Source organism: Methylobacterium sp. A54F, from assembly GCF_053346035.1.
Genome location: NZ_JBKFBF010000001.1, coordinates 617,044 through 638,813, shown reverse-complemented (window position 1 = coordinate 638,813; position 21,770 = coordinate 617,044). Strand labels below are relative to the sequence as shown.

Annotated in this window: 22 protein-coding genes and 1 tRNA gene; 5 read left to right on the top strand and 18 right to left on the bottom strand. The window is 67.9% G+C overall.

Annotated elements, in window-relative coordinates; all coding sequences use genetic code 11:
* Positions 1-10: 10 nt before the first annotated feature.
* The 14 genes from nuoL to ACLBXP_RS03165 form a co-directional block, all read right to left on the bottom strand.
* Positions 11-2,128 carry an NADH-quinone oxidoreductase subunit L gene (gene nuoL, locus ACLBXP_RS03230; protein WP_447666109.1) on the bottom strand — a complete coding sequence of 706 codons (2,118 nt, stop codon included), beginning with the start codon at positions 2,126-2,128 and terminating at the stop codon, positions 11-13.
* Between the two features lie 73 nt (positions 2,129-2,201).
* Positions 2,202-2,507 carry an NADH-quinone oxidoreductase subunit NuoK gene (gene nuoK, locus ACLBXP_RS03225; RefSeq protein ID WP_003598182.1) on the bottom strand — a complete coding sequence of 102 codons (306 nt, stop codon included), beginning with the start codon at positions 2,505-2,507 and terminating at the stop codon, positions 2,202-2,204.
* An 11-nt stretch (positions 2,508-2,518) separates the two neighbouring features.
* On the bottom strand, positions 2,519-3,139 hold the full coding sequence (locus tag ACLBXP_RS03220; protein WP_447666108.1) for an NADH-quinone oxidoreductase subunit J: 621 nt from the start codon (positions 3,137-3,139) through the stop codon (positions 2,519-2,521).
* A gap of 240 nt (positions 3,140-3,379) precedes the next feature.
* Positions 3,380-3,868, bottom strand: a complete 489-nt coding sequence (nuoI, locus tag ACLBXP_RS03215; RefSeq protein WP_147726108.1) for an NADH-quinone oxidoreductase subunit NuoI — start codon at positions 3,866-3,868, stop codon at positions 3,380-3,382.
* Positions 3,869-3,896: 28 nt separating this feature from the next.
* A complete protein-coding gene (nuoH, locus tag ACLBXP_RS03210; protein ID WP_447666107.1) occupies positions 3,897-4,919 on the bottom strand; it encodes an NADH-quinone oxidoreductase subunit NuoH in 1,023 nt (340 codons plus the stop codon).
* Between the two features lie 12 nt (positions 4,920-4,931).
* A complete protein-coding gene (nuoG, locus tag ACLBXP_RS03205; RefSeq protein ID WP_447666106.1) occupies positions 4,932-7,013 on the bottom strand; it encodes an NADH-quinone oxidoreductase subunit NuoG in 2,082 nt (693 codons plus the stop codon).
* 43 nt (positions 7,014-7,056) lie between these two features.
* Positions 7,057-8,358 carry an NADH-quinone oxidoreductase subunit NuoF gene (nuoF, locus tag ACLBXP_RS03200; RefSeq protein ID WP_447666105.1) on the bottom strand — a complete coding sequence of 434 codons (1,302 nt, stop codon included), beginning with the start codon at positions 8,356-8,358 and terminating at the stop codon, positions 7,057-7,059.
* Positions 8,359-8,377: 19 nt separating this feature from the next.
* Positions 8,378-8,611 (bottom strand): hypothetical protein, encoded by a 234-nt coding sequence (locus ACLBXP_RS03195; protein ID WP_447666104.1) that lies wholly within the window; start codon positions 8,609-8,611, stop codon positions 8,378-8,380.
* A gap of 3 nt (positions 8,612-8,614) precedes the next feature.
* Positions 8,615-9,979 carry an NADH-quinone oxidoreductase subunit NuoE gene (gene nuoE, locus ACLBXP_RS03190; protein WP_447666103.1) on the bottom strand — a complete coding sequence of 455 codons (1,365 nt, stop codon included), beginning with the start codon at positions 9,977-9,979 and terminating at the stop codon, positions 8,615-8,617.
* Positions 9,980-9,994: 15 nt separating this feature from the next.
* Entirely contained in the window at positions 9,995-11,185 is a 1,191-nt protein-coding gene (locus ACLBXP_RS03185) for an NADH-quinone oxidoreductase subunit D (protein ID WP_447666102.1), read from the bottom strand.
* A 72-nt stretch (positions 11,186-11,257) separates the two neighbouring features.
* Positions 11,258-11,587 carry a four helix bundle protein gene (locus ACLBXP_RS03180; protein ID WP_447666214.1) on the bottom strand — a complete coding sequence of 110 codons (330 nt, stop codon included), beginning with the start codon at positions 11,585-11,587 and terminating at the stop codon, positions 11,258-11,260.
* An 83-nt stretch (positions 11,588-11,670) separates the two neighbouring features.
* Complete coding sequence (locus tag ACLBXP_RS03175) at positions 11,671-12,324, bottom strand: NADH-quinone oxidoreductase subunit C (protein WP_447666101.1); 654 nt, start codon at positions 12,322-12,324, stop codon at positions 11,671-11,673.
* A 9-nt stretch (positions 12,325-12,333) separates the two neighbouring features.
* Complete coding sequence (locus ACLBXP_RS03170; protein ID WP_447666100.1) at positions 12,334-12,921, bottom strand: NuoB/complex I 20 kDa subunit family protein; 588 nt, start codon at positions 12,919-12,921, stop codon at positions 12,334-12,336.
* 54 nt (positions 12,922-12,975) lie between these two features.
* The gene (locus ACLBXP_RS03165; RefSeq protein WP_447666099.1) at positions 12,976-13,341 is read right to left on the bottom strand and encodes an NADH-quinone oxidoreductase subunit A; all 366 of its coding nucleotides are present in this window, start codon (positions 13,339-13,341) and stop codon (positions 12,976-12,978) included.
* Positions 13,342-13,683: 342 nt separating this feature from the next.
* Between ACLBXP_RS03165 and ACLBXP_RS03160 the strand changes: the two genes are divergently transcribed.
* Positions 13,684-13,760: transfer RNA gene (locus ACLBXP_RS03160), tRNA-Asp, on the top strand.
* A gap of 76 nt (positions 13,761-13,836) precedes the next feature.
* Here ACLBXP_RS03160 and ACLBXP_RS03155 read toward each other — a convergent pair.
* The 3 genes from ACLBXP_RS03155 to ACLBXP_RS03145 form a co-directional block, all read right to left on the bottom strand.
* Complete coding sequence (locus ACLBXP_RS03155; RefSeq protein WP_447666098.1) at positions 13,837-15,000, bottom strand: hypothetical protein; 1,164 nt, start codon at positions 14,998-15,000, stop codon at positions 13,837-13,839.
* Between the two features lie 332 nt (positions 15,001-15,332).
* On the bottom strand, positions 15,333-15,809 hold the full coding sequence (locus tag ACLBXP_RS03150; RefSeq protein ID WP_447666097.1) for a hypothetical protein: 477 nt from the start codon (positions 15,807-15,809) through the stop codon (positions 15,333-15,335).
* A gap of 245 nt (positions 15,810-16,054) precedes the next feature.
* The gene (locus tag ACLBXP_RS03145; RefSeq protein WP_447666096.1) at positions 16,055-16,264 is read right to left on the bottom strand and encodes a helix-turn-helix domain-containing protein; all 210 of its coding nucleotides are present in this window, start codon (positions 16,262-16,264) and stop codon (positions 16,055-16,057) included.
* A gap of 162 nt (positions 16,265-16,426) precedes the next feature.
* On the opposite strand from ACLBXP_RS03145, the gene ACLBXP_RS03140 reads away from it, so the two are divergent.
* The 4 genes from ACLBXP_RS03140 to ACLBXP_RS03125 all read left to right on the top strand — a co-directional run bounded on the left by ACLBXP_RS03140 (position 16,427) and on the right by ACLBXP_RS03125 (position 21,564).
* On the top strand, positions 16,427-16,930 hold the full coding sequence (locus ACLBXP_RS03140; RefSeq protein WP_447666095.1) for a hypothetical protein: 504 nt from the start codon (positions 16,427-16,429) through the stop codon (positions 16,928-16,930).
* A gap of 144 nt (positions 16,931-17,074) precedes the next feature.
* The gene (locus tag ACLBXP_RS03135) at positions 17,075-17,545 is read left to right on the top strand and encodes a hypothetical protein (RefSeq protein WP_447666094.1); all 471 of its coding nucleotides are present in this window, start codon (positions 17,075-17,077) and stop codon (positions 17,543-17,545) included.
* A gap of 3 nt (positions 17,546-17,548) precedes the next feature.
* On the top strand, positions 17,549-19,348 hold the full coding sequence (locus ACLBXP_RS03130; RefSeq protein ID WP_447666093.1) for a transglycosylase SLT domain-containing protein: 1,800 nt from the start codon (positions 17,549-17,551) through the stop codon (positions 19,346-19,348).
* Complete coding sequence (locus ACLBXP_RS03125) at positions 19,348-21,564, top strand: hypothetical protein (protein ID WP_447666092.1); 2,217 nt, start codon at positions 19,348-19,350, stop codon at positions 21,562-21,564. Before ACLBXP_RS03130 ends, ACLBXP_RS03125 begins: the two co-directional genes overlap by 1 nt.
* Here the strand turns inward: ACLBXP_RS03125 and ACLBXP_RS03120 are convergent.
* The gene (locus ACLBXP_RS03120) at positions 21,510-21,743 is read right to left on the bottom strand and encodes a hypothetical protein (RefSeq protein WP_447666091.1); all 234 of its coding nucleotides are present in this window, start codon (positions 21,741-21,743) and stop codon (positions 21,510-21,512) included. The genes ACLBXP_RS03125 and ACLBXP_RS03120 overlap by 55 nt on opposite strands.
* Positions 21,744-21,770: the final 27 nt, after the last annotated feature.

Genomic DNA, 21,770 nt, shown 5'->3' with positions numbered 1-21,770 from the left:
GTGCCGGCCATCAGTGTCCGCCCTTCGGCAGGCCGGCCATCAGGTACCAGGAGATCAGCCCCGCCACGCCGACGAGCATCACGAAGGCGTAGTGGTAGACGTAGCCGGTCTGCAGGCGCACGACCCCGCGGGTCACGTCGACGACGCGGGCGGCGATGCCGTTCGGGCCGAGCCCGTCGATGACGCGCCCGTCGCCCTCCTTCCAGAGGAACAGGCCGAAATCCTTGGCGGGCCGCACGAAGATGCGGTCGTAGATCTCGTCGAAGTACCACTTGTTCAGGAGGAAGCGGTACAGGATCGGCTGCTGGTGGGCGAGCGCTCCCGGCAGCTCCGGGCGGCGGATATACATCCAGAAGGCCAGCACGAAGCCCAGCACCAGCATGATGAACGGCGAGGCCGAGACCCAGCCCGGCACGTTGTGGATGTCGTGCATGATGTGGTTGTCGGGCCCGTGCGCCAGGGCGTGGCCCCAGAACTCGTCCATGCCCTCGCCGATGAAGCCGTTCTTGAAGACGAGGCCCGCGAAGAGCGCGCCGAGGGCGAGCACGGCGAGCGGGATCGTCATCACGAGGGGGCTCTCGTGGGGCTTGTGGTCGCCGTGGTGGCCGTGGTGGTCGTCGGCCACGAGGTCGCTCTTGTGGGGCGGCTCGATGTCGTGGCCGCGGTCGTCGTGGGCGACGCCCTCCGTGTGACCGGGCGCGCCGTCCGCCTCGTGGGCAACAGCGGCGTGGGCCCCAGCAGCATGGGCCACCGCCGGCGCGTCGTGGTGGGCATGCGTCGCGTGGGCGCCCCAGCGGGCCGGCCCCTCGAAGGTGAGGAAGAACAGGCGCCAGGAGTAGAACGAGGTGAAGAAGGCCGCGATCACGGTGGCCAGGAAGGCCAGCGTGTGCCCGGGCCGGGTCGAGACGTAGGCCGCTTCGATGATCGCGTCCTTCGAGTAGTAGCCGGCAGTGAACGGGAAGCCGATCAGCGCGAGCGTGCCGATCGCCATCATGGCGGTCGTGAAGGGGATGTAGGGGCGCAGGCCGCCCATGTTCCGCATGTCCTGCTCGTGGTGCATCGCGTGGATGACCGAGCCGGCGCCGAGGAACAGCAGCGCCTTGAAGAAGGCGTGGGTGAACAGGTGGAACACGCCGGCCGCGTAGGCGCCGACGCCGAGGGCCACGAACATGTAGCCGAGCTGCGAGCAGGTCGAATAGGCGATGACCCGCTTGATGTCGTTCTGCACGAGGCCGATCGTGGCCGCGAAGAAGGCCGTGATGCCGCCGATCACCGTGACGACGACGAGGGCGTTCGGAGCAAGCTCGAACAGCGGCGAGAGCCGCGCGACCATGAAGACGCCCGCCGTCACCATGGTGGCGGCGTGGATCAGCGCCGAGACCGGCGTCGGGCCCTCCATGGCGTCGGGCAGCCAGGTGTGCAGCAGGAACTGCGCGGACTTGCCCATGGCGCCCATGAACAGGAGCAGGCAGGCGAGGGTGAGGGCGTGCCACTCGTATCCGAGGAAGTGGAAGTGGGCGTCCTTCAGCTCGTTCACGCGGGGAAAGATGCCGTCGAAGGCGACCGAGCCGAACAGCACGAAGACGAGGAAGATGCCGAGCGAGAAGCCGAAATCCCCGACGCGGTTGACGATGAACGCCTTCATGGCGGCTGCATTGGCCGAGGGCTTCTCGTACCAGAAGCCGATCAGCAGGTAGCTCGCGAGGCCGACGCCCTCCCAGCCGAAGAACATCTGCACGAGGTTGTCGGCCGTCACCAGCATCAGCATGGCGAAGGTGAACAGCGACAGGTAGGCGAAGAAGCGCGGCCGGTGCGGATCCTCCTCCATGTAGCCGATGGAGTAGAGGTGCACGAGGGTCGAGACGGTGGTGACGACGACGAGCATCACCTTGGTGAGCCGGTCGATCCGGAAGGCCCAGTCGACCGTGAGGTCGCCCGCCGTGAACCACGTCGCCACCTGCACCCGGGTGCCGTGGTCGTGCTCGATGAACACGCCCCAGGCGAGCAGGCAGGCGAAGGCGAGGCAGGCGGTGGTGACGTACTCGCAGGCCCGCGCGCCGAGGAAGCGCCCGAACAGACCGGCCACGAGGGCTCCGATCAGCGGGAAGAAGACGATCGCGTGATACATCGGGTCAGTCGGTCCGCCTTCGCGGGGCGCGGGGCGCGCCCCTTGCCGGTGAGGGTGACAGGGGTTGGCGCGCTCAGCCCTTCATCATGCTCACGTCCTCCACCGCGATGGAGCCGCGGTTGCGGAAGAACACGACCAGGATGGCGAGGCCGATCGCCGCCTCGGCCGCCGCGACGGTGAGCACGAACAGGGCGAAGACCTGGCCGGTGATGTCGTTGAGGTGGGTCGAGAAGGCCACGAGGTTGATGTTCACGGCGAGCAGGATCAGCTCCACCGACATCAGGATCACGATGACGTTCTTGCGGTTGATGAAGATGCCGAGCACCCCGAGGGTGAACAGGATCGCCGCGACGGTGAGGTAGTGGCTCAGGCCGATCATCGCTTGCCTCCCTAGACCTCGACGCCCTGGCGCGAGGGCACCTTGCGGGTCTCGACCGCCATGGCCTGCGTGCGGGCGTTCTGCACGCTGATGTTCTGGCGCTTCACGCCGGGGCGGTCGCGCAGGGTCAGCACGATGGCGCCGATCATCGCCACGAGGAGCACGAGGCCGGCGATCTGGAAGAAGTAGACGTAGTCCGTGTAGAGGACCCGCCCGAGGGCGACCGTGTTGGTGAAGCTCTCGCCCGCCGCCGCGTTGCCGAGCGGCGCCTGCACGAGGCCCGGGTCGATCGTCCAGGAGCCGACGACGAGGAGCAGCTCGATCAGGAACACGGCGCCGATCAGCCCGCCCACCGGCAGGTACTTCTGGAAGCCCTGGCGCAGTTCGGCGAAGTCCACGTCGAGCATCATCACGACGAACAGGAACAGCACCGCGACCGCGCCGACGTAGACGACGACGAGGATCATCGCCAGGAACTCGGCGCCCATCAGCACGAACAGCCCGGCCGCGTTCACGAAGGCCAGGATCAGGAACAGCACCGAGGCTACGGGATTGCGCGAGGCGATCACCATGAAGCCCGAGGCGACGGCGAGCCCCGCGAACAGGTAGAAGAAGGCTGCGGCTGCGGTCATGCGGTGTCAGCGTCGGCCGCCCGAAGCGGCCCCTTCTGCCTCGTGATCCAACGGGGCCGCGCAGGCGGCCCGTCTATAGGCCCCACGGGGGTGGGGCACAACATGTCCGCGGCTCGCGCCGCGAGCGAATGACGAGGGGCGAATAACGAATGGGGACGCTTGCGGATGGGGCGGCCGGGGTGCTTCACGCACCGACGCCTTCCATTCGTCATTCGCCTCTCGTCATTTGCCCGCACCGCGTCAGCGGTACGGCGCATCCATCGCGAGGTTGCGGGCGATCTCGCGCTCCCAGCGGTCCCCGTTCAGGAGAAGCTTCTCCTTGTCGTAGAGCAGCTCCTCGCGGGTCTCGACCGAGAACTCGAAGTTCGGGCCCTCCACGATCGCGTCCACCGGGCAGGCCTCCTGGCACATGCCGCAGTAGATGCACTTCACCATGTCGATGTCGTAGCGCGTGGTGCGCCGCGTGCCGTCGTTGCGGCGGGGCCCCGCCTCGATGGTGATGGCCTGGGCCGGGCAGATCGCCTCGCAGAGCTTGCAGGCGATGCAGCGCTCCTCGCCGTTGGGGTAGCGGCGCAGGGCGTGCTCGCCCCGGAAGCGGGGTCCGCGGTGGCCCATCTCGAACGGGTAGTTGATGGTCGCCTTCGGCTTGAAGAAGTACTTCATGGCGAGGACGAACCCCGACACGAACTCCTTCAGGAGCAGGCCCTTGGCGACTTGATCGAGCTTCATGCTGCGATCTCCGGATGCTGTGTGGCGGTCAGGCCCCCGGCGCGAGGCCGGTGAGCTTGAGGACGAAGGCGACGACGACGACCGAGATCAGCGAGAGCGGCAGGAAGACCTTCCAGCCCAGCCGCATCAGCTGGTCGTAGCGGTAGCGGGGCACCATGGCCTTCACCATGGCGATCATGAAGAACAGGAAGCTCGCCTTCAGGGCGAACCAGATCACCCCGGGGATCCAGGTGAACGGCGCGAAGGGGATGGGCGAGAGCCAGCCGCCGAGGAACAGGACCGTGCCGAGGGCGCACATGGTCATGATGGCCACGTACTCGCCGAGCATGAAGAGCAGGTAGGGGGTGGACGAGTACTCCACCATGTAGCCGGCCACCAGCTCGGACTCGGCCTCCGGAAGGTCGAAGGGCGGGCGGTTCGTCTCGGCGAGCGCCGAGATGAAGAACACCACGAACATCGGGAACAGCCACAGCCAGTACCAGCCGAACAGGCCGAGCGCCGTGTCCTGCGCCATCACGATCCGGGAGAGGTTGAGGCTCCCGGCGCAGAGCAGCACGCAGATGATCACGAAGCCGAGCGACACCTCGTAGGAGATCATCTGCGCGGCCGAGCGGAGCGCGCCCAGGAAGGCGTACTTCGAGTTCGAGGCCCAGCCGCCCATGATGACGCCGTACACGCCGAGCGACGAGATCGCGAAGATGTAGGTGATGCCGACGTTGATGTCGGCCACCGCCCAGTTCTCGGCGAGCGGGATCACCGCCCAGGAGGACAGCGCCAGCGTCGCGAAGACGAGGGGCGCGAGGAGGAAGATCGCCTTGTTGGCGCCCGCCGGGATGACCGGCTCCTTGAGGACGAACTTCAGGAGATCCGCGAAGGATTGCAGCAGGCCCCACGGTCCGACGACGTTCGGGCCGCGCCGCAGCTGCACCGCCGCCCAGATCTTGCGGTCGGCGAGCAGCGCGTAGGCGATGAAGACCAGGAGCGCGGCGAGGAGCACGAAGCTCTTCAGCGCGATGAGCAGGACGGTGCCGAGCACCTCGAGGAAGGTCATCGGTGCCGCCCCTTATTCGGCCGCCTCGAGGGCGCGCCCGCGCGCGAGCCCCGAGCATTCGGCGAGCACCCGCGAGGCGCGGGTGACCGGGTTGGTGAGGTAGAAGTCGAGGATCGGCGACCGGAACGGCTCGCGCCCGGGGCTGCCGCCGAGGCCCGCGAGGCGCTCGACCGCGGCCGGGGCGTCGGTCGCCGCCACCGCGTCGAGGCCCGCGAGGTGCGGATGCGCGGCGTAGAGGGCGCGGCGGAGCGCTCCCAGCGAATCATAGGGCAGGCGCTGGCCCAGCACATCCGAGAGGGCGCGCAGGATCGCCCAGTCCTCGCGGGCGTCGCCCGGCGGGAAGCCGGCCCGGTTCGTGGTCTGCACCCGGCCCTCGAGGTTGACGAAGGTGGCGTTCTTCTCGGTGTAGGCGGCGCCGGGCAGGATCACGTCGGCGCGGGCCGCGCCGCGATCGCCGTGGGTGCCCTGGTAGATCACGAAGGCGCCCGGGCCGATCTCGACCTCGTCGGCGCCGAGGTTGAACAGCACGTCGAGGGCGCCGGGCGCCACCATCCCGGCGAGGTCGAGGCCGCCCTCCCCCGGCACGAAGCCGAGGTCGAGGCTGCCCACCCGGGCGGCCGCCGTGTGCAGGACGCCGAAGCCGTTCCAGTCCGGCGTGACCGCGCCGACGTCGCGGGCGAGCGCGGCGGCGGCCGCGAGGATCGCGGCCCCGTCCGGCCGGGCCAGCGCGCCCATGCCGACCACCACCACCGGCCGCTCGGCGGCCTTCAGCGTCTCGGCGAAGCTGTGCCGGCCGGCGGCGAGCTCGGCCAGGCTCTCCGGCCCCGCGCCGATCTGCACGCGGGGATAGGTGAGGTCGGCGGGCTCGCCGATCAGGCCGACCGGCAGCGGCCCCATGCGCCAGCGCTTGCGGATGCGCACGTTGAGGAGCGAGGCCTCGAGGCGCGGGTTGGCGCCGACGAACAGGATGGCGTCCGCCTCCTCGATGCCGGGGATGGTCGGGCCGAAGGTGTAGGCGGCCCGGCCCCAGGCCGGGTCCAGCGCCTCGCCGGCCTGTCGGCCGTCGAGGTTCGTCACGCCCAGCGCCGTCATCAGGGCCTTCAAGGCGAAGGTCTCCTCGACCGCCGCGAGGTCGCCCACGATGGCGCCGACGCGCTTCGGGTCGGCGCCCGAAAGCTTCGCCTTGATGGCCGCGAAGGCCTCGCCCCAGGAGGCGGGGCGCAGGCGGCCGTTCTCGCGCAGGTACGGCCGGTCGAGGCGCTGCAGGCGCAGGCCGTCGACGGCGTGGCGGGTCTTGTCGGAGATCCACTCCTCGTTGATCGCCTCGTTGACGCGGGGCTCGATCTGCATGACCTCCCGGCCGCGGGCGTCGACCCGGATCGCCGAGCCCACCGCGTCCATCACGTCGACGGATTCGGTCTTCGACAGCTCCCAGGGGCGGATGTTGTAGCTCTGCGGCCGGTGCACCAGGGCGCCCACCGGGCAGAGGTCGGCGACGTTGCCCTGCAGCTCCGAGTGCATCGCCTGCTCGAGGTAGCTCGTGATCTCCATGTCCTCGCCGCGGCCGATGGCGCCGAGGTCCGGCACGCCGGCCACCTCCGCGAGGAAGCGCACGCAGCGGGTGCAGTGGATGCAGCGGTTCATGGCGGTCCGCACCAGCGGGCCGATGTACTTCTCCTCGACCGCCCGCTTGTTCTCGCCGTAGCGGGTCGAGTCGACGCCGTAGGCCATGGCCTGGTCTTGCAGGTCGCAGTGGCCGCCCTGGTCGCAGATCGGGCAATCGAGGGGGTGGTTGATGAGGAGGAACTCCATCACCCCCTCGCGCGCCTTCTTGGTGATGCCGGAGCGCGTCAGCACCTCCGGCGGCTCGCCGTTGGGGCCGGGCCGGCAGTCCTTCACGGCGTAGGCGCAGGAAGCGACGGGCTTGGGCGCACCCTTCAGCTCCACGAGGCACATGCGGCAGTTGCCGGCGATCGACAGCCGCTCGTGGAAGCAGAAGCGCGGGATCTCCGCGCCCGCTGCCTCGCAGGCCTGGAGCAGCGTGTACTCGGCCGGGACATCGACCTCGGTGCCGTCGACGAGGATCTTGGTCATGGGTGCTTCTCGGTCTCGGACTGCGGTGCCGGCACGGCGCGGATCACTCCGCGGCCATCGGCACGGGCTCGCCGTGCGGGTTCGCGCTGTAGCGGTCGATCCGCTTCTCGATCTCGGGGCGGAAGTGGCGGATGAGGCCCTGGATCGGCCAGGCCGCCGCGTCGCCCAGCGCGCAGATGGTATGACCCTCGATCTGCTTCGTCACGTCGAGGAGCATGTCGATCTCGCGCTTCTGGGCGCGGCCTTCCGCCATGCGCAGCATCACCCGCCACATCCAGCCCGTGCCCTCGCGGCAGGGCGTGCACTGGCCGCAGGACTCGTGCTTGTAGAAGTAGGCGATGCGCGCGATGGCCTGGACGATGTCGGTGGAGCGGTCGAGCACGATCACCGCCGCGGTGCCGAGGCCGGAGCCGAGGCCGCGCAGGGTGTCGAAATCCATCTTGGCGTCGATGATCTGCTCGGCCGGCACCAGGGGCACCGAGGAGCCGCCGGGGATCGAGCAGAGCAGGTTGTCCCAGCCGCCGCGCATGCCGCCGCAATGGCGGTCGATCAGCTCGCGGAAGGTGATGCCGAGCTCTTCCTCGACGTTGCAGGGCTTGTTCACGTGGCCCGAGACGCAGAACAGCTTCGTGCCGGTGTTGTTCTTGCCGCCGAGCCCCGCGAACCACGCGCCGCCGCGGCGCAGGATGGTGCCCGCCACCGCAATCGACTCGACGTTGTTGACGGTCGTCGGGCAGCCGTAGAGGCCCATGTTGGCCGGGAACGGGGGCTTGAGGCGCGGCATGCCCTTCTTGCCCTCGAGGCTCTCGATGAGGGCCGTCTCCTCGCCGCAGATGTAAGCGCCCGCGCCGTGGTGGACGTAGATGTCGAAGGGGTAGTCGTGCACGTTCGACTGGCCGACGAGGCGGGCCTCGTAGGCCTCGTCCACGGCGCGCTGCAGGGCGTGCTTCTCGGCGACGTACTCGCCGCGGATGTAGATGTAGCAGGCATGCGCGCCCATGGCGAAGCAGGCCAGCATGCAACCCTCGATCAGGAGATGCGGGTCGTGCCGCATGATCTCCCGGTCCTTGCAGGTGCCCGGCTCCGACTCGTCGGCGTTGACGACGAGGTAGTGCGGGCGCCCGTCCGACTTCTTGGGCATGAACGACCACTTGAGGCCGGTGGGGAAGCCGGCGCCGCCGCGGCCGCGCAGGCCCGAGGCCTTCATCTCCTCGATGATCCAGTCGCGGCCCATCTCCAGCAGGAACTTGGTGCCGTCCCAGGCGCCGCGCTGCTTGGCCGCCTCCAGGCCCGGCGAGTGCAGGCCGTAGAGGTTCGTGAAGATGCGATCCTGATCGGAGAGCATGGTCTTTCTTCCCCGTCGCTCAGTTGGCCGGGACGCTGATGATATCGAGGCGGCGTTCGATGCGAGACAGGCGGGCGTCGAGCGCGCCGTAGGACTCGTACAGGTTCCCGATGTCGGTCTGCACGGCCTGCAAGCTGGTGCGCACGCCGCCGATCTCCCCGCGCATCTCCCGCATGCTCTCGTCCATGTTGCCCAGGGGCGCCTGAACCGCCTTCAGGACCTCATAGAGGAGTTCGTTCGTGATCTCCGCCATGGGTCAGCCCTCCTTGCCGGCGAGGGCCTTTGCCTGCCCCACCCAGTCCTCGCGGTCGATGCGACCCGGGAACGCGAGGTAGGTGCCGACCCAGGCGATTTCGTCGCGGGTCCAGGCGGCGATCTGGTCGAAATGGTAGATGCCGAGCGCGTGCAGGCGGCGCTGGTTGCCGGGGCCGATGCCCTTGATGCGGGTGAGCTCGTCGGCGGTGCCGCCGCGGGCCGCGTCGCGGGCGGGCGGGCGGGTGCCGACCGCGTCGGCCTTCTGCTCGGGGCTGGCGTCCTTCGGCAGGGCCCTGAGGGCACCGGCGACGCGCGCCTCCTCGTCCTCGGCCGCGATCTCCGCCTCGCTGGCGCCGGAGGCCTCCGGCTGGGGCGGAACCTCGTCCCGGTCGAGGGAGGATTGGGCGCCGGCCTCGGCGGCCTGGGGCTCGCCCTCGGCGGCGCGCTGGGCCGGCGTGTCGAGGACGGCGGCGTCGGTCGGGCGGGCGGCGCCGTGCTTCGCCGTGGACTGGCCGCGGTCGGCGGCATCGTCCCGGTCCTCGCTCTTGATCGGCTCCTGGCCCTCGGCCGCGCGCTGGGCCGGGGCGTCGGCCGGCGGGCTCTCGACGGCGCGGCCGGCCTCGGGCCGGGCGGGCTTCGGCTGCTCGGCGGCCTGCTTCTCGGCGGAGGCCGCCTCGTCCCGGGCGCGCTCCGCATCGCCCTCTTCCTGATGGACCTGCTCGAAGCGCTTGCGCCAAGCCCCGATGCGGGAGCCGTCGAAGAGGCTCGCGTCCTGCAGCGTGTTGACGGCGTCCTGCGGCTCCGAGGAGACGCGGCCGGCCTGCGAGCCGGGTTTCACGGGGCGCCCGGCCGCGAGGTCGTCCATCAGCCGGCCGAGGAGTTCGGGCGTCAGGTCCTCGTAGTAGTCGTGGTTGATCTGCACCATCGGCGCGTTGCAGCAGGCGCCGAGGCACTCGACCTCGAGCCAGGAGAAGTTGCCATCCGGGCTGACGTGGCCGGCCGGTCCGAGGCGCTCCTGCAGCATCGCCTTCAGCTCGCGGGCGCCACAGGAATCGCACGGCACCGTGCCGCAGAGCTGGATCCAGTAGCGCCCCACCGGCTCGAGGGCGAACATCGTGTAGAAGGTCGCCACCTCGAGCACGCGGATGTGGGGCATGCCGAGCTCGTCGGCCACCGCCTCGATCGCCTTCTGGGGCAGCCAGCCGCCGTTCTGCTCCTGCGCCTTCCAGAGGAGCGGGATCACGGCCGAGGCCTGGCGGCCCTCCGGGTACTTCGCGATCTGCCCCCGCGCCCACGCGGCGTTCTCGGGCGTGAAGGCGAAGCTCTCGGGCTGCGCGGCGGCGGGTGCCAGTCTGCGGTTGGCCATGACGTCGAAAACCCCTCAGCGGTCCACTTCGCCGAACACGATGTCCAGCGTGCCGAGCACGCAGGACACGTCGGCGAGGAGGTGCCCCCGGCACATCCAGTCCATCGCCTGCAGGTGGGCGAAGCCCGGCGCCCGGATCTTGCAGCGGTACGGCTTGTTGGTGCCGTCGGAGACCAGATAGACGCCGAACTCGCCCTTGGGCGCCTCGACGGCCGCGTAGACCTCGCCCGCCGGCACGTGGAAGCCCTCGGTGTAGAGCTTGAAGTGGTGGATCAGCGCCTCCATCGAGCGTTTCATCTCGCGGCGCGGCGGCGGCGCCACCTTGCCGTCGAGCGCCGCGATGGGCCCCTGGCCGGCCGGCTCCCGCAGCTTGGCGATGCACTGCTTCATGATGCGCACGGACTGGCGCATCTCCTCCATGCGGATCACCTGGCGGTCGTAGGTGTCGCCGTTGCGTCCCACGGGGATGTCGAACTCCATCTCCTCGTAGGCCTCGTAGGGCTGGCTCTTGCGCAGGTCCCACGGGATGCCGGAGCCGCGCACCATCACGCCCGAGAAGCCCCAGGCCATCGCCTCGTCGACCGACACGATGCCGATGTCGACGTTGCGCTGCTTGAAGATGCGGTTGGCCATGACGAGGTCGTCGAGGTCGTCCACCACCTGCGGGAAGGTCTCGCAGAACGCCTCGATGTCGTCGATGAGCTTCGGGGGCAGGTCCTGGTGGACGCCGCCCGGCCGGAAGTAGTTGGCGTGGAGCCGCGCCCCGGAGGCGCGCTCGTAGAAGATCATCAGCTTCTCGCGCTCCTCGAAGCCCCACAGGGGCGGCGTCAGCGCGCCGACGTCCATCGCCTGCGTGGTGACGTTGAGGAGGTGGGAGAGCAGGCGCCCGATCTCGCAGAACAGCGTGCGGATCAGCTGCGCGCGGCGCGGCACCGCGAGCCCGAGCAGCCGCTCGATGGCGAGGCAGAAGGCGTGCTCCTGGTTCATCGGCGACACGTAGTCGAGCCGGTCGAAGTAGGGCGTCGCCTGCAGGTAGGTCTTGTGCTCGATGAGCTTCTCGGTGCCCCGGTGCAGAAGCCCGATATGCGGGTCGACCCGCTCGACCACCTCGCCGTCGAGTTCCAGCACGAGGCGCAGCACCCCGTGCGCCGCCGGGTGCTGCGGCCCGAAGTTGATCGCGAAGTTGCGGATGTTGTGTTCGGTCATCGGCCGGCTCCGCCGGAGAGCGAATAGGGAGTAGCGAATAGCGAGTAGGGACGCTGCGGCATCGTCGTGCTCCTATCGCCCGTTCGCTGCGTTCTGCAGTGAGCGGATCAGCGCACGCACCATCCGCCCGATCTCGTCGCTGCGGGCGAGAAGCTCGTCCGTCGTTGCCGCTGCCATGACCCCGATGCGGGACGACAGCAGCAGGTGCGTCTCGAGTTCCTTGAGCGAGCCTTGAGCGACCCGCAGGAACTGGACGAAGGCACCGGCGGTCTCGCGCCCGTGCCCCTCGGCGATGTTGGCCGCGACGGACACCGCCGACCGGCGGATTTGCGCGGTCAGGCCGAACATTTCCTCCCGGGGGAACGTCCGCGTCTCGCGGTAACAGGCCTCAGCCAATGCCATTGCGTCCTGCCAAACCTTCAGGTCCCGATAGGAGGTGATCGCCGACGAAGCCACGCGCCCCCCTATTCGCTATTCGCTACTCTCTATTCGCTCTTCCGCGCCTTTTCGTCCCCCGGCAGCACGTACTCCGTGCCCTCCCAGGGCGAGAGGAAGTCGAAGTTCCGGAACTCCTGGGTGAGCTTCACGGGCTCGTAGACGACGCGCGCCTCGTCCTGGTCGTAGCGGACCTCGACGAAGCCGGTGAGCGGGAAGTCCTTGCGCAGGGGATGACCCTCGAAGCCGTAGTCGGTGAGGAGGCGGCGCAGGTCCGGGTGGCCGGAGAACAGGATGCCGTAAAGGTCGTAGGTCTCGCGCTCGAACCAGTTCGCTGCGGGGAAGACCTCGATGACGGAGGGGACGGGCGTGTTCTCGTCCGTCTGCACCTTCACGCGGATGCGCGCGTTGTGGCGCAGCGACAGCAGGTGGTAGACCACGTCGAAGCGCTGCGCCCGCGCCGGGTAGTCGACGCCGCAGATGTCGATGAAGCAGCGGAAGGCGCAGGCCGGGTCGTCGCGCAGGTAGGTCAGCGCGTAGGCGATGTCGGAGGCCTGCACCACGAGGCTCAGCTCGCCGAAGGCGATGGTGCGGTCGACGACCGCCGGGCCGAGGGCGCCGGCGATGCGCGCGCCGAGCGCCTCCAACGCGGCCTCGCCCGAGGCCGGCTGCGTGTGGGGGAGGATCGAGATGCCGTTGGTCATGGCTCGCCCTCAGCGCTCGATCGTGCCGAGGCGGCGGATCTTCTTCTGCAGGAGCAGCACGCCGTAGAGCAGCGCCTCGGCGGTGGGCGGGCAGCCGGGCACGTAGATGTCCACCGGCACCACGCGGTCGCAGCCGCGCACCACCGAGTAGGAATAGTGGTAGTAGCCGCCGCCGTTGGCGCAGGAGCCCATGGAGATGACGTAGCGCGGCTCCGGCATCTGGTCGTAGACCTTGCGGAGCGCCGGGGCCATCTTGTTGGTGAGCGTGCCGGCCACGATCATCACGTCGGACTGGCGCGGGCTGCCGCGCGGGGCGAAGCCGAAGCGCTCGCAATCGTAGCGCGGCATCGACATCTGCATCATCTCGACCGCGCAGCAGGCGAGGCCGAAGGTCATCCACATCAGCGAGCCGGTGCGGGCCCAGTTGATCAGCTCGTCCGCCGAGGTGACGAGGAAGCCGCGGTCGGCGAGCTCGTCCGAGATCGACAGGAAGGTCGGGTCGTCGGCACCGATGGGCCGGCCGGTGGCCGGGTCGACGAGGCCCTTCGCCTGCGGGGCGATCGTCGGGGCGCGGGAGAGTTCAGGCGTGAAGGCCATGGATGCCTCGGAAACGCGGGTGGGGCGGCCGGAGGGCCGGGGCGGCGTCGGCGGCTAGTCCCATTCGAGGGCGCCCTTGCGCCACTCGTAGACGAAGCCGACCGTCAGCACGCCGAGGAAGATCATCATCGACCAGAAGCCGAACCAGCCGAGCTCCCCGAAGGTGATGGCCCAGGGAAACAGGAAGGCCACCTCGAGGTCGAAGATGATGAACAGGATGGCGACGAGGTAGAAGCGCACGTCGAACTTCATGCGCGCGTCGTCGAAGGCGTTGAAGCCGCACTCGTAGGCCGACAGCTTCTCCGGATCGGGGCTGTTGTAGGCCACGAGGAACGGCGCCACGAGGAGCGCGACGGCAATGAACAGCGACACGCCGATGAAGACGATGAGGGGCAGGTAATCCGCCAGGAGACCGGTCATGCGACACCTCTCGCTCGGGTTTTGCCGCGGCACCCTCGTCGACTCGGGCGGCAAATGGAATTGCTCCAATGCCAGAGTGCGCTCGGGGCGTGGATTAGACGAGCGGTCCGGGTGAAACAAGGGCATTGCGCGTCGCACAATGGACCCTGCGCAACGGGAGATGGGGCGGTGTCAGGCCCCGCGCAGGATGGCAGATCGGCGCAGCGCGGGGCCGCCGCGCACGGCGGTTTGCCGCCGGGCGAGCCGCGGGCGAGGGCGCGGACCTTTGTGCCGCGACTCTGCTTGACAGCCCCCGGCCGCCCACCTAAACCCCGGCCCGTCGCCCCTTGAGGCGACCGCCACGCGGGCGTAGCTCAGTTGGTTAGAGTGCCGGCCTGTCACGCCGGAGGTCGCGGGTTCGAGCCCCGTCGCCCGCGCCAGGTTTTTCAATAGCTTGCATCGCTTCGTAGCTTCCTGTTCCGACTTCGGTTGGCCGGGTGTTCCGACTTTTGCTGCTCATCCGTTCTCCTCTCGAAGCTTGCGCCGCCCACGCCGCCGCGCTTCGGCGACTTGAACGATCGTCGCCGTCTGGACGGGCACGTAGGTTTCAAAGAGTGCGTTCGATGCTGACAGCGTGTTGCCCATCGCGTGGGCCAGCTGCTCGGACTTGGCTTCACCGACGATCGCCTCGACCGCGCCCGAGCGGCGAAAATCGAGCATCTGTCGACGCTCAAGGTGGCCGAACTCAGCAGCGCGCACCTCGCGGAAATCTTCAGCGAAAGCGTTCTTGAGGTAGGGCTGACCGGATCGGTTCCGGATCACCTGCGCCTCAGCGTGTAGGTCGACCCCGAGACGGCTCAGGTAAGCGTCGAGCGCAAAAGCCGACCGTGCGGACAGAACGCCCCCCACGGCAGCGCCTGTCTTGCTACGCTCAGTGAAGAACGCGCGGCCGAGCCGGTCTCGGGTTCGCTGGCCGGCGGTCAGCGCTCGCACATCGCCCGGTGACAGCTGCGTGTCCCACATGACAGCAAGCCCGGCGGCCAGACCGCGGTATCCCATTCGCCAAGCGCGCTTGACGAGCCGAACTGCTTCGCCTTCCGTCCAGGTCTGTGAGCGCCCGGCCGCTGCGGTATTCCGAACACCCCAGGAGGGGTCGCGGTTCTTGTCGCAGTAGTGCAGGCCGCCCATCACCTGCCACAGAGCCCTCCAGATTTTCAGAGCTCTATGGGCCTCACGGAGCGACACGCGCTCCTCGATGATCTTGCGCCACTCGCTGATCTCTTCGAGCGTCACCGTGCGTGGGTCGACGTCGCCGAAAATGGGCTTGATCCGTCGCCAGCCGCGCCACCAATCCTCGCGAGTTCGGGGTGCCTTCCGCTCGGCCCACTCTACAGTGCGCCGATAGCGTCGAAATGCTTCACCGATCGAACCGTAGGGATAGACGGTCAGCTCCTCCGCCCGCTCGGGCGAGAGGTTCAGTTCGGCAGCAATCAGAGCGGGCGCCGGATCCTCGCCGCGGCGCGTCTTCTGCCACCGATCGTTCCAGGCTTGGGCAGTCGCCCATGCGTCAGGTCCGTCGACACCGCACGGAACGCTCTGGAAGCCGAGCAGGCGCATCTTCTTCGTGGGCTCCCAAAACCCACGACGGTTGCGCCTGACCTGATAGTTGGGGATCTTCACCTTAGTCACCGCGCATCCTCGCCAACCTGCTGCCCACGACGGCCTGAGCGTCGCGGGCTACGGGTTGAGCGGTCAAGCTGAAGAGGTGCGGGTGGCGAGTGTCACACCACCGTTCGATCGCCATCAGATCGAAGTTGCCGGTGTCTGGATCCGGCCGAGGGAAACCCCGAGCGATCAGCTTGCTCAGAGCAGCCGCAAAGTCGGATGGTGACTTGCCGAGGCGGCGGGCAGCCACGTCCGGCGGCACATCACGGGGTTCGATGCGGAAGCGCATAGCTACGCCTCCGGTCGCGACAGAAGGAACGTGGTCGGGGTGCAGAGGGAGAAGGCCATCAGACGCCCGCCCTCCCCTGCTCAGCACAGTACGGATCCTCAAGCCGGTCGGTGATGTCGGCCAACCAATCGGCCTGGGCGATGCTCAGCTCACGTCGCCAGGACGCGACATTGGCTACGAACTCACGCTCACGGGGGCTGAGACGACCATGGTCCTCATTCCTGCAGAACAGGGCCATGCGCCGATGCTCTGCCGTCTGGGCTGGGGTGAACACGTAGTGAGACCGCCGGCTCGGTCGGTACGGCGGCGCTGGTCGGGCTGAGGCAGCCTGCCAACCCGACGTGTCGAATGCCGGCATGGTGGCCTCGTCGGCCGTAATCGGGATCGCGGCCGCTAGGTCGTGGTAGTCGAGGCCGGCACCCTCAAGGGTGCGACCCAGAGCGCCGGCTGTTCCGACCACCTCGCCCACGTGTTTGGAGGCGAGAAGAGGGATCAGCAGCCGGACGCGAGCGGGGAAGGGAGTGCGCGCGTTCATCGCCGGGCGCTCCACGTATCGGAGCGCGCGAGCGCCAGCTCGGCGAGGAGGCCGGCTGTGGCTTCAGGAATTCCGTAGCGGACCCTGAGACGATGCTTCTGGAAATCGAGGCTGGGGAGTGCTATCTCGGAGAAGTCTGCTGTGCCAACTGCGACATTCCGAGAAGCCTTCGCCATGCCCGTGGCGGGGGCTTCTTTCATTTGGGTCGTCCTCTCCGTGGGGAGTGATCCGCGATTGCCGGCGGATCAGGCGGCTGTTTTCTGCGGCGGCAGCCCAAGCATTTCTCTGAGCTTGCTCGTCGGGACGACGAGGCGCCGCCCGAACCGCAGTGTTGGCAAATCACCACTCCTTGCCGCGTCGTATGCAGTGTCGCGGCTGATCCCCAGAAGCTTGCCGGCGACTGGGATCGGGAGCGTCGCTTTGCTCAGCTCGGTCATCATCTCCTGCGAAGTCATCGGCCGAACCTCGTGCGCTCCGACGCGGAGCAGTAGGCTCAGATATGATGCCATTCGCTGTCGGTGTCAAATATGGCGTCTGGGCGCACTTGTGCGCCTGATCGGGCCGTACTACCAAGTAAGGGCTGGTTGGCAGCAGTTAGCCTTTGTGGATGACGGATCATGGCGCGCGACCCGAATGAGAAGGTATCGCTCACCCTGCGACTGCCCGAGCGGGTGCGTAAGGATGTCGAAGACCGGGCCAATTATCGTAAAACCTCGCTTAATCTTGAAATCGTTCATGAGCTTGAGAGTTACGGACGTCAGCAAGACGAGATCTCAGCTAGATTTGGCACCCGAGAAATCGCGACTTTCATGCAAGCCTTGTCGTCTTGCGCTGTCCTCGCGCAGATCCAGACTGGAAAGCCATTCCATAGTGACGCAGACACGATGAACCGCGCGCTCATCGCTATGCGGGCAATCCTGCTGAACTTCCGACCCTCGGATAAAATGGCGGGTAGTCGCGACGCGGAGCCTTCTGACGTTGCGATCAACGCGGGTCTAGAGATAGCGCGCTTCTCTGCTGACAGCATTTTCCACGGGCTCACAGTCGAGGAGCCAGCGTGGCTTCAGGCTTACACGGAGGCTATGAAAAACGAGAGGGCGTCGCAGGAACCCAAAGAATAGAAACTTGGCAACAGCAGCCTACTAGAGCGGATAATTGTCTGGATATTTGCTGAATAACTTGGGTCATGGTAGACCATGTGCGGCTAGATTGGTGTCGCGCAGATGTCTAATGCCCCTATCCCAGACCGATTGAAGCGCCGGCAAATGCCGGAAGTGCTTTCGTTCCGTGCTCGCTCTGATCTCCGCGAGCAAATCCGCGCGGCTGCACGCCAGCGGGGGGAGCCGCCCGGCGAATACATTCGCCGCGCCGTTCAGGACCGGATCAGCAGCGATTGCCCCGACATGACCCGCGAAGCCCTCTATGCGGCTCTGGCGGCCCTGCGAGAGGACGACGTATCCGGCAGCGACCTTGATACAGCGGTGCGCGAGTACGCGACTGAGAAGCTGCCGCCCTTCAGGCAAGCGTTCTTCGAGCGCCTGATCGCGGCGCACCGACACCTCGGCCTGTTCCTCGCGCAGCAGGCGGCCGTTGCCTCGGCCGATCCCAACGAGGGTGCGGCTCCTATCGCAGCGGCCAGTGGACTCGAACTCGTTGCTGCCTTCGGGGCGATGGATGAGGCCCGGGAGCTTCGCGACGACCTCGTGCACCTCGTCGTCTACGGCTCGGAGGCCTGATCCATGGCGTACCCTGATACGATGGACCCTGGCGCCCCCGACGCCGATTTCGACGCTGCGGTGCAGTCGGGTGATCTGCGCAAGCTCTACGCCCTGCTAGAGCAAGAGGGAGGGCTCCCTGCAGGCTTTCTCGGCCGGACGGCGCAGATCGAGAGCCGTGGCAACCCGAATGCCAAGAACCCGAACTCATCGGCTGAGGGCCTGTTCCAGTTCATCAACAGCACGGGCCGCAACTACGGGCTGAACTCCTCGGCTGACAAGCGCGACCCCGTGCTAGCGACACTGGCTGCTGCGCAGTTGGCCGGCGACAATCAAGATTACCTGCGCCAGCGTCTCGGCCGCGACCCGACCGGCGGTGAACTGTATCTCGCCCACCAACAGGGGTCGGGTGGCGCTGCTAACCTTCTGGCCAACCCGAACGCCTCGGCGGCGGCTGTGGTCGGTGGCGATGCCGCTCGGCTGAATGCAGGCGGTGGCCTCTCGGCAGGACAGCTTGCGAGCCGCTGGACGAGCAAGTTCGACGGCGCATCCCCGGTCGGCGGGTCTACCATGATCGCAGGCAACGAGGGCTCGGGCACGCTCACGGGCGGGTCTGGTGCCGACACCTTCAGCCCCAGCGCCTACGCGGCATCCAAGCCGGCGGACAGCGGGTTCAATGCCGGCAACCTGATGACCTCCATCGGCCTGGCTTTGCTGTCGGGTAACCGCTTCAATCCGCTCGGCAACCTCCCCACGATCCTGCAGTCACAGATGAAGGCGCAGCAGGATCGCGACGCTCTCGTCTACCAGCGGTCGAAGGACGAGCGCGCCTTTCAGACAGGCCGGCAGGACGCGGCGCAGTCGCAGGCGAACACGGATCGGAGCTACGGCCTGCAGGAGCGGTCGCTGGCCAACAGCATGGAGAACACGAAGTTCAGCCAGGGCCTTCAGCGAGAGCAGTTGGACCTCGCGAAGGACAAGGCCAACGCTCCAGATCTCCGTACGGACCCGGCGACGGGCGCCACCATCAGCATCGACAAAGATGGCAAGGTCACGTCGCTTACGCCCGGCAAGAAGTCCACCTACGACCAGAACATGGAGGACGGTCAGAAGGCGGGTCTGACCGGCGCCGCGCTTCAGGCTTACGGCCTCACGGGCCAGCTTCCCGCGAACAGTGGCGTGACCATGAACCCCTATGCCAACCCGGGCGGGGGCAAGCAGACCGAGGCCGAGTTGAAGTCTGGTGGCTTCGCGGACCGCATGTTCCAGAACGAGCAGACGTTCCGGGGCCTGCAGAAGGACGGAGAGACCACCCTTGAGGATGCGGTCGGCACGAGCCGGCTAGAGCGGGCGCCAGGTAGCGTTCCGGTGATCGGAGGCGCGCTCGGGTCGTTCTTTAACTCCGACGCTTATCGCTCCTACAAATCGGCAAAGGAAAACTGGATCGCGGCGCAGCTTCGTAAGGAGTCGGGCGCGGCGATCGGACAGTCGGAGTACGACGCCGCAGACCGTCAGTACTTCCCTCTGCCTGGGGATCCTGCAGCCGAAGTTGAGCGCAAGCGGAAGCTGCGCCAGACGGCGACGGAGGGCATGGCTCGCGATGCCGGGGCAAGCTACCGCCCGAAGTTCATCTACGACGGCGAGGGCAAGCTGCAGGACTACAAGGTCGGCCAGCAGGGTAGCCCGTTAGGCCAGAGCCCGGCTGTTCAGTCGGCGCCGCCGGCAGCCGCCATCTCCGCCCTCAGGTCTGATCGAAGCCGCCGTGCTGAGTTTGACGCGAAGTATGGGCCTGGGGCTGCCGACAGCATCCTCGGGAGCCAGTGATGGCGAACTTCTTCGACCAGTTCGACGCCCCGGCAGCCCCCGGACGCTCGCCTGCGGCTGGCAGCAACTTCTTCGACCAGTTCGACACGCCGCCGACGCCCACCGTCATGGACCCGGCTGGGAACGTCCAGGATCGAGCTACAGCGGCGTTGCAGCCGTTCTTTGAGCGTGGGCTCAGCGCACGCAACAGCGCCGGCCAATGGACGCCTGAGGCGCGTGCACGGCTAACCCGGGAAGGTGTGGATCCTCTGGCCGTCGACCAGCGGCAGGAAAAGGCGCTCCTCACTGTCTACCAGCAGAAGATGGGGCAGGACTTCGACACCGGATCCGCCGCCGTGGGGCGAGGCATCATCAACGGCGTCCCGGTGATCGGCCCCGCGCTGCTCAGGGGCACCAACAAGATGGCCGCCTTCCTGCGGGCAACCTCCTTCGGCATTCCCTATGACCAGGCCCTGAAGGACGTCGAGAACTTCGGGGAACGTGCGGCCAACACGAACCCGAAGGCGACGACGGGCGGGGAGTTGCTGGGCGGCGTGGTCGGAACCGCGCCTCTGGTGGCTGCTGCTCCGGCAGCATTCGGGGCCGGTACGGCTGGCCTAGCGGCGCGGACCGGTGCCTCAGGACTTACCTCAGTGGCTCTCGGTGGAGCCGACGCCGCCGTGCGGAGTGACGGGGACCTTCAGGATATTCGGAAAGGAGCTTTGCTCGGCGGTGCTCTTGGTCTAACGGGCCCTCTCGCGGGCGCTGCGATCGGCAAGGGCGTCCGCGCGGCCAGTAGTGTTCTCGGCCCTCGCAATGTCGAGGTCCCGGGTGCGAGCAACGCGGCGGCTGCGAAGCTTGCGGAGGATCTGAAGAATTCTGGTGGTGCTGACGCGGTGCGAGCGCGCCTTGCCGACCTCGGCCCTGAGGGAATGCTGCTTGATGCTTCGCCCTCCTTCGAGGGACGCGCGCAGGGCTTAGCGATCCGGCCAGAGACGCGGGAGACGATCACTGCCCCCATCACGGAGCGGGCTGCCGGCGCCAACGCACGCCTTGCGGCCGATGTGGATGCTACCCTCGGAGCGACGCGAGATCCGGCGGCATTCAACGCTGCGCTGGACGATGCGTACGACGCTGCGGTGCCTCGCCTCTACCAGGCGGCCCTCTCCAATCCCGGCAGGGTCGATACCAGCGACGTACTCGCTACCATCGGGCGTCTCGGCGAGCAGGAGAAGGGCGGGGCTCAGCACGCCCTGCAGCGCGCTTGGAGCCTACTCCACACCGAAGGCGACGTGGAAGGCGTCGGTCGTGCCCTGGTGCCCGACAGGCGTCCAGAGGCGCTGCATAACGCCAAGGAAGCCCTCGACGCTCAGATCGCGGCCGTCCGTAGCCAGCAGGGTTCGGCAGCCCGCAGCGAGCTTCGGGCGCTCACCACGGTTCGGAGCGAGTTGAACCAAGCCCTTGAGGCTCAGGTGCCCGGGTACGCCGACGCGAACCGGACGGCGCAGCACTTCTTTCAGCAGCGCGAGGCGTTCGACCGAGGGCAGACGCTCCTCAACGGCGGGCGCGAGGCTGCCCGGCCGGCACAGCTCGCCGCCGACACCGCAGCCATGACGCCCGAGGTTGCGGATGCGCAGCGAGCGGGCCTGCGTGCCGAGGTGGATCGCCTGACGGGCACGCAGCTCAACGACCGGCTGGCCCTGCGGAAGGCGCTGCTTGGCGAGGGCGACTACAACCGCTCGCGCATGGGCACGGTGTTCGGGGAGGAGCCGACCGCGGGGCTGGCGGCTGCCGTCGACCGAGAGGCAGCTTTCGACATCGCGAACCGGCGCATCGTGGAGAACTCGCAGAGCGCGCAGCGCCTCACGGCAGCGGGCGAGATGGCTCCCCGGGAGGTGTCAGCCTCGTCTGGCGAACAGGGCGTTCTGCTGCCGGGCCTGATTGCTGGAAAGACCGGCGCAGCAGCCGGCGCCGGCATGAGAGCACTGCGGCTAGGGACGAGCGCCATCGGGCGGGCAGCGGATCTCACGCGCAACCGCGAGGCGGCCGCGATCCTCACGATGAAGGCAGGGCCCGAGCGGGAGGCATTGATCTCTGCCTTGGAGGCTCGGCTCGCAGCAGCGGAACGCGGTGAGATCCCGGCGAACGCCACTGAGCGCTTCGTGCGGCAGATGCTTCAGTCTCAGAACGACCGGTCGGAGCGCCGCGCCTTGGCCGCCCGAGCGCTCGTGAGGTAACTGGGTATGCCGATCGCGAGGAAGACCGCAGCAATGAGGGCTAGGGTCGGCCCCTCTCCAAGCCATTCGGCCAACTGGTCGGAGGCCGGCAATAACGTGACCTTCAGTCCGACCGCGACCAGCCACATCACGAGGCTGAAGAGCACGACGGTGATGATAGCGCGGGCGATGTACCCCATGGCCTCCTCAATATGGCGGGCGGGGCG

Excerpts from the sequence above, each read along its gene's own strand:
- nuoH (WP_447666107.1), bottom strand. The coding sequence starts at position 4,919 with ATGACCTTCCTCGAGGTGCTCGGCACCGTCCTGCTCATCGCGCTGAAG.
- ACLBXP_RS03175 (WP_447666101.1), bottom strand. The coding sequence starts at position 12,324 with ATGACCAACGGCATCTCGATCCTCCCCCACACGCAGCCGGCCTCGGGC.
- ACLBXP_RS03135 (WP_447666094.1), top strand. The coding sequence starts at position 17,075 with ATGCCGGAAGTGCTTTCGTTCCGTGCTCGCTCTGATCTCCGCGAGCAA.
- ACLBXP_RS03145 (WP_447666096.1), bottom strand. The coding sequence starts at position 16,264 with ATGACTTCGCAGGAGATGATGACCGAGCTGAGCAAAGCGACGCTCCCG.
- ACLBXP_RS03195 (WP_447666104.1), bottom strand. The coding sequence starts at position 8,611 with ATGGCGGAGATCACGAACGAACTCCTCTATGAGGTCCTGAAGGCGGTT.
- nuoG (WP_447666106.1), bottom strand. The coding sequence starts at position 7,013 with ATGACCAAGATCCTCGTCGACGGCACCGAGGTCGATGTCCCGGCCGAG.
- ACLBXP_RS03185 (WP_447666102.1), bottom strand. The coding sequence starts at position 11,185 with ATGACCGAACACAACATCCGCAACTTCGCGATCAACTTCGGGCCGCAG.
- nuoI (WP_147726108.1), bottom strand. The coding sequence starts at position 3,868 with ATGAAGCTCGATCAAGTCGCCAAGGGCCTGCTCCTGAAGGAGTTCGTG.
- nuoL (WP_447666109.1), bottom strand. The coding sequence starts at position 2,128 with ATGTATCACGCGATCGTCTTCTTCCCGCTGATCGGAGCCCTCGTGGCC.
- ACLBXP_RS03180 (WP_447666214.1), bottom strand. The coding sequence starts at position 11,587 with ATGGCATTGGCTGAGGCCTGTTACCGCGAGACGCGGACGTTCCCCCGG.
- ACLBXP_RS03130 (WP_447666093.1), top strand. The coding sequence starts at position 17,549 with ATGGCGTACCCTGATACGATGGACCCTGGCGCCCCCGACGCCGATTTC.
- ACLBXP_RS03120 (WP_447666091.1), bottom strand. The coding sequence starts at position 21,743 with ATGGGGTACATCGCCCGCGCTATCATCACCGTCGTGCTCTTCAGCCTC.
- nuoK (WP_003598182.1), bottom strand. The coding sequence starts at position 2,507 with ATGATCGGCCTGAGCCACTACCTCACCGTCGCGGCGATCCTGTTCACC.
- ACLBXP_RS03125 (WP_447666092.1), top strand. The coding sequence starts at position 19,348 with ATGGCGAACTTCTTCGACCAGTTCGACGCCCCGGCAGCCCCCGGACGC.
- ACLBXP_RS03220 (WP_447666108.1), bottom strand. The coding sequence starts at position 3,139 with ATGACCGCAGCCGCAGCCTTCTTCTACCTGTTCGCGGGGCTCGCCGTC.
- ACLBXP_RS03165 (WP_447666099.1), bottom strand. The coding sequence starts at position 13,341 with ATGACCGGTCTCCTGGCGGATTACCTGCCCCTCATCGTCTTCATCGGC.
- ACLBXP_RS03140 (WP_447666095.1), top strand. The coding sequence starts at position 16,427 with ATGGCGCGCGACCCGAATGAGAAGGTATCGCTCACCCTGCGACTGCCC.
- ACLBXP_RS03170 (WP_447666100.1), bottom strand. The coding sequence starts at position 12,921 with ATGGCCTTCACGCCTGAACTCTCCCGCGCCCCGACGATCGCCCCGCAG.
- nuoF (WP_447666105.1), bottom strand. The coding sequence starts at position 8,358 with ATGCTCTCCGATCAGGATCGCATCTTCACGAACCTCTACGGCCTGCAC.
- nuoE (WP_447666103.1), bottom strand. The coding sequence starts at position 9,979 with ATGGCCAACCGCAGACTGGCACCCGCCGCCGCGCAGCCCGAGAGCTTC.
- ACLBXP_RS03150 (WP_447666097.1), bottom strand. The coding sequence starts at position 15,809 with ATGAACGCGCGCACTCCCTTCCCCGCTCGCGTCCGGCTGCTGATCCCT.